At 69.9% G+C, this 5,420-nt stretch carries 6 protein-coding genes; 2 read left to right on the top strand and 4 right to left on the bottom strand.

The features are described 5' to 3' along the window. From VFZ39_RS03365 to VFZ39_RS03350, 4 genes are all read right to left on the bottom strand, one after another. On the bottom strand, positions 1–609 hold a 609-nt coding region (locus VFZ39_RS03365; protein WP_330864310.1), incomplete at its 3' end, for an APC family permease. Continuing rightward, complete coding sequence (locus VFZ39_RS03360; RefSeq protein ID WP_330864309.1) at positions 606–902, bottom strand: hypothetical protein; 297 nt, start codon at positions 900–902, stop codon at positions 606–608. The genes VFZ39_RS03360 and VFZ39_RS03365, both read right to left, overlap by 4 nt. Then, positions 899–2,407 (bottom strand): FAD-binding oxidoreductase, encoded by a 1,509-nt coding sequence (locus tag VFZ39_RS03355; protein WP_330864308.1) that lies wholly within the window; start codon positions 2,405–2,407, stop codon positions 899–901. The genes VFZ39_RS03360 and VFZ39_RS03355 overlap by 4 nt, the downstream gene beginning before the upstream one ends. Further along, positions 2,404–3,747, bottom strand: a complete 1,344-nt coding sequence (locus tag VFZ39_RS03350) for a (Fe-S)-binding protein (RefSeq protein ID WP_330864307.1) — start codon at positions 3,745–3,747, stop codon at positions 2,404–2,406. The genes VFZ39_RS03355 and VFZ39_RS03350 overlap by 4 nt, the downstream gene beginning before the upstream one ends. A 182-nt stretch (positions 3,748–3,929) precedes the next feature. Between VFZ39_RS03350 and VFZ39_RS03345 the strand changes: the two genes are divergently transcribed. Next, positions 3,930–4,703 (top strand): FadR/GntR family transcriptional regulator, encoded by a 774-nt coding sequence (locus VFZ39_RS03345; protein ID WP_330864306.1) that lies wholly within the window; start codon positions 3,930–3,932, stop codon positions 4,701–4,703. Further along, complete coding sequence (locus VFZ39_RS03340) at positions 4,696–5,385, top strand: cache domain-containing protein (protein WP_330864305.1); 690 nt, start codon at positions 4,696–4,698, stop codon at positions 5,383–5,385. The genes VFZ39_RS03345 and VFZ39_RS03340 overlap by 8 nt, the downstream gene beginning before the upstream one ends. Positions 5,386–5,420 lie beyond the last annotated feature (35 nt).

Raw genomic sequence — 5,420 nt, 5'->3', positions numbered from 1 at the left:
CTCGGTGAGGAGCAGCCAGGTGCCGACCGCGATCGCGCCGAGCAGCTCCGCGGTGAACCCGATGATCGCAGCCGTGGCCAGCCACTTGGTGCCCATCAGGTTGATGGCGAGCGCCAGCGCCAGCAGGATCAGGGCGCAGGTGATCGTCGACGAGGTGCCCGGTGTGAACCCGAGCAGCTGGGCGAGGAACGGCCCGGATCCGTAAACCACGCCGGCGATGGTGGTGAGCAGTGCGACCAGGTAGATCCAGCCGGTCATCCACGCCCATTTGCGGCCCCACAACCGGCGCGCCCACGGGTAGACCCCTCCTGCGACCGGGAACTGCGAGACGATCTCGCCGAACACCATGGCGACGAGCAGCTGACCCAGGCCGACGATGACCAGCCACCAGATCATCGCGGGTCCGCCGGTGATCAGGCCGACCGCGAACAGGGTGTAGATGCCGACGACGGGGGACAGATAGGTGAAACCGAGGGCGAAGTTGGCCCAGGGGCTCATCTCGCGGCGGAACTCGGACGTGTAGCCGAGAGATGCGAGCGTGGCGGCGTCCGCGTCGTGCTCGTGGTGGTGATGCGATCCCGGCTCGGCGCCGTGCAGGTCCTGGCTCATTCCTGGTGGTCCTCCTGGTCGACTTCCGCGAGCAGCGCCGAGCCGGTGATCACGTGGTGGGCGAAGTGCCGGTGCATCCACTCCAGATGCTGGTGCCGGCTGTTCATGATCCGCAAGCTGTCCCAGTTGGGGAACTGCTGCTGAAGCACCCAGCGCTCCATGAGTCGCGGGTCGACCTCGTAGACGTGCTCATGGGTCGTGATGGCGACGTCGGAGGCGCGCTGGGGATCGGGCGGGGTGACCTGCTCGGCGTACCGGTAGCCGACGCGGTCGTTGCCGGAGGTGGTGCTCATGGGCGTCCCCCTTCGTAGGCGCGGTCGAGCAGGTACTTTCCGGGGTTCATGATGTTGTTCGGGTCGAGGGTCCGCTTGATGTCGAGCATCAGGTCGAAGCCGCGTCCGAGCTCCTGCGGCACCAGGTCGACCTCGCCGTCCCGGCACGAGCCGTGACAGGCGCTGATCGACCCGTCGTGCGCCAGCGCGACCGCGGCGATGTCCCGCTTGGCGTTGACCCACATCTCCCACGCGCGGTCGTCGAGCTGCTGCTCCCAGATCCCGATGTCGATCTCGGTGAGGTAGTCGACCCCGGTGTCGGCGGAGGTGTAGGCGAACATCCCCCAGTCGTCGAAGACGTCGGTCCGCCGGCGCAGGTCGGCCACGATCTCGTGCCAGGCCTTCGTGACGCTCGGCAGGTTGGTGTAGTTGATCGCGGCGTCCTCGCAGTGCCAGCTCATCGGCACCACCTGGCCGGTCTTGGTGCGGCCGTGCAGCGGAGTGGCGTAGCGGTCGTGTCGCGCCGCCCAGTCCCCCTCGGAGATCTCGTCGCCGAGGTAGCGGGCACCGTGCTCCTTCGCGATGCGGAACAGCCGCTTCCCCGCCGGCTTGACCTCGTCCTCGTAGCCGTACATCACGGCACACACCAGGGCGCGCACGTCGCTCGGTTGCGGGATGTACGCCTCGTCGTCGCGACGCAGGTAGGCGACCTTGTGCTCGTCGAAGAGCACTGCGCCCGCGAACGTCGCGACGCCGGCGCGGGCGAGGGCGCCGACGCAGCGGTAGGCGTCGTCGTAGTTGTCGAACGCCCAGAACGGCGACAGCTCGGCCTCCGGCTTCGGGTACAGCTTGAGAGTCGCCTCGGTCGCGATCCCGAGCGTCCCCTGGTGCCCCATCAGCAGGTGCTTGAGCTGGTAGCCGCTGGAGGACTTGCTGATCTTGCGGCCGATCCCGTCACCGACGTGCATCACCTCGCCGGTCGGCAGCACGAAGTCGAAGCTCAGCACCAGGTCCCGGGTGTGCCCGTAGCGCGACCCGATCAGCGACCAGCCGCTGGTGCCGATCCGGCCACCCACCAGCGAGCAGGGGTACGACGCCGGGTCGTCCGGGTAGATCAGCCCGTGGTGTCCCAGCACCTCGTTCAGCTTCAGCATGTTGATGCCGGTGCCGACCGTGACGGTGCGGTTCTCGAGGTCGAGCTCCTTGATCTGGTTCATCCGCTTGACGTCGACGACGATGCCGCCGCGGAGCGGCACGGCACCGTCGGTGAGCCCGGTGCCGCCGTCCCTGGGCACCACCGGGATCCTCAGGTCGTTGGCGATCCGCACCACGCCCGCGACCTCCTCGGTCGTGGTGGGCAGGACCGCGAGGTCGGGAAGCCGCTCGGCCCACCGGTGCACCGGGAACGGCGCGGGCACGCGCGCCCGGTTGTAGCGATCGGGCTTGGAGGTCAGGATCTGCTCGTCACGCAGCACCGTGCGCAGCGCGGTGACGACCTCGTCGAGCCGGTGGGCGGTGATGGTCACGCCGCACCTCCGTTCCGGCTCCCGCCGACCTCGATCCCCAGCGACTCCGCCAGCAGCTCGTGGATGTCGACCACGTCGATCGAGTGCGCCTGCCCCGCCTCACCCAGCGGACGCTCGGACCAGGGGCACGCGCTCACCAGGGTGTCGACCTCGAGCGCCGCCGCCTTCTCCAGGCGACCGGCCGAGATCGCCGCGGTCAGCTCGGGCTTCTCGACCGGCAGTCCGCCACCGCCGCCGGAGCAGTACGACCACTGAGTGACCCGGTCGACGTCGTTGAACGTCAGTCCCGGGATCGCCCGCAGGATCTCCCGCGGCTCCTGCCAGATGCCCTTGCGCTTGTTGAGCCGGCAGGGGTCGTGGTAGGTGATCGTGCGGTCCACGGGCACCGACGGCGCGAGCCTCCCCTCGCGCAGCAATTGGGCGAACAGCTCGACGACCAGCACGACCTCGATGTCGTACTCGTCACCGAAGTACTTCGGGTAGTCCTCGGTGAAGGAGATGTAGTCGTGCGGGTCGAGCACCAGCACCCGCTTGGTGCCGGTCGAGCGCCAGTTGTCCAGGTTGTGCCGGGCGAACCGTTTGGCCTGGTCGACGTACCCCATCTCGGCCGCCGGTCCGCCACAGCACCACTGCTCCCCCATCAAGCCGAACTCGTAGCCCGCGAGCTTGAGCACCTGCGCGACCGCCCGCGGGACCGAGGTGCGGTAGAACGCGGCCTCGCAGTCGACGAAGAGCACCGTCTCGCCGCCGATCGGGAGGTCCAGCCCGTCGGACCAGTCACGCACGTGCTCCTGGCTCACCGGGGTCTCGCCCAGCACCGGCTCGTGCGTGCGCTCGTTGGTCCGCTCGTTCCACGTCTTCCACCCGGGCTGGTGGACGCCCTGGTCGACCGCGAAGGCGCGCGCGGCCTTCACGACGTCCACGGTGCGGGTCCGGAACCGGTAGAAGTCGCCGGTGAACAGAGTGTTGGGGCACCGCAGCTCGCACGCGCCGCACTGGGTGCAGTTGACGTAGTCCGCCGCGACGTCGGCGATGTCCATCTCGCCCTTCTCCATCGCCACGACGTTCGCGTGGAAGGCGGTCGGGGTCCAGGACTCGTTGCGTGTCACCTGCATCACCGGGCACACCTCGCGGCAGAACTTGTGCCCTGAGGAGAAGCAGTTGTACGACGCGTTGCGCCACTCCGCGGCGAACTGCTCGCTCGGGGTCGCGTCGTCGGCGAGCGGGAGCAGCGGCCGGGAGATCTCGTCGGGGAACGACGCGAGATCTTCCGGGTTGTCCGCCATCCCGGGAGTAAAGGGGACGGACAGCGAGTCCTGCGGTTCGTCGACCTGGGTCATCGGGATGGGCCTCCTCGACAGCCTCGGGAATGCGGTGTGCGTCACACCATGTGTCCGAAACATATGGCTGTGAATGTTTTCTGGCAAGGGGATCGTCCCGATCGGCGCAGCGCACTAGCATCGGCGAGCGAGCTCCCGGACGCCGGTCAGGTGTGGCGGAGCGGCGACGAGGAGGTGGGCTGGTGGTCCGAGTCCTCTCCGGTGACGCCCGCAGCGCCCTGTTCGCCCCGCTGGACGACAGCTGGGGCCGCAGCGAGGCCGTGGCCCGCAGGCTCGGGAGCGCGATCGCCCTCGGGCTGATCGCCGACGGCGAGCAGCTCCCGCCCGAGCAGGAGCTGGCGGCATCGCTGAACGTCGCGACGGTCACCCTCCGTGAGGCCCTCGCCGACCTGCGGAGCAAGGGTCTGGTCGAGACCCGGCGCGGCCGGAGCGGCGGGAGCTTCGTACGGGCCTCCTCGACTGCTCTCGCAGGTCTCTCGCGCGACCGGTTGGCCGAGGTGGGGGTCAGCGACCTGCGCGAGCTCGGCGACCTGCACGCCTCGGTGTCGGGCACGGCGGCACGGCTCGCGGCCGCACGCGCGTCGACGACCGAGATCGCGCGGCTCCGCGAGCTGGCCCGCCGGCTCGCGGACGCCACCGACGAGCCCGAGCTGCGTCGGCTCGAGGGCCGGTTCCACATCGAGATGGCGGCCGCGGCCCAGTCGGTGCGGCTCACGACGCTCGAGATCGAGCTGCAGGGAGAGCTCGCCGAGCTCGCCTGGCTGCGGCCTCGCCGGTCACCCGCGGAGCTGGCCACGAGCCGGCTGGCGGTCGCGGAGGCGGTGGCACGACGACGCGGCGAGCGTGCCCGACGCCTCGTCGAGGAGCTCGTCGCCGAGGACACCCGGCTGCTCGTCGACGACCACCTCTCACTGGCCCGCAGCGGCCAGCCGCCCACAGGAGGACACGATGCCTAATGCAGTGGGCAGACCGCTCGACACGCTGGTCGCCGAGGTCATCGAGCGGGTCTTCGCCACCGTCGAGGACCTCCACCGGGAGACGTTGGCCTGCCACCAGGACGCGGTCGCCAGCGGGCGCACGCTGACCGACGACGACATCCGCGGCCTGGCACCGGGCATCGCCGCGCGGCTGCAGGAGCCGGACCAGGTCGCCGTCGGGCTCGGCCTGATCCTGGAGCCGGGCCTGCTCCAGACGCACCCGCTGCGGATCGAGTGGTGGCAGTGGTCGACCACGCTCGGCGAGCCGGTGCAGATGGAGTTCGACCTCCGTCCCGACAGCATCGGCTTCTACGACTACGCCACCACCGACTGGTTCGCCGTACCGCGTCGCACCCGCGAGCGTCACGTCGTCGGCCCGTACGTCGACGTCCACGGCACCGACCGCTACCTGCTGACCCTCACCATGCCGATCGAGTCCGGCGGCGACTTCCTCGGCGTCGCGGGGGCCGACGTGCCGCTGACCGTCTTCGAGACCACCATCCTGCGGCACACGGGCGAGGACGACGCCGCGGTCGTCAACCGCGAGGGCCGGGTCGTGCTGTCGACGTCGAGCCGGTGGATCACCGGCTCGCTGGTGCCCCGCTCGGAGCGGCTCCGCGCACGGCCCCTCCCGGGCCTTCCCTGGGCCCTGATCGACTGAAACCCCGACGCGGCGTGTGCCTGAGAGTGCGCTAT

It is taken from the genome of Nocardioides sp., from assembly GCF_036374615.1.
In the GTDB taxonomy this organism is placed as follows: Bacteria; Actinomycetota; Actinomycetes; order Propionibacteriales; family Nocardioidaceae; genus Nocardioides.
This window is presented reverse-complemented; position numbering and strand designations above follow the sequence as displayed.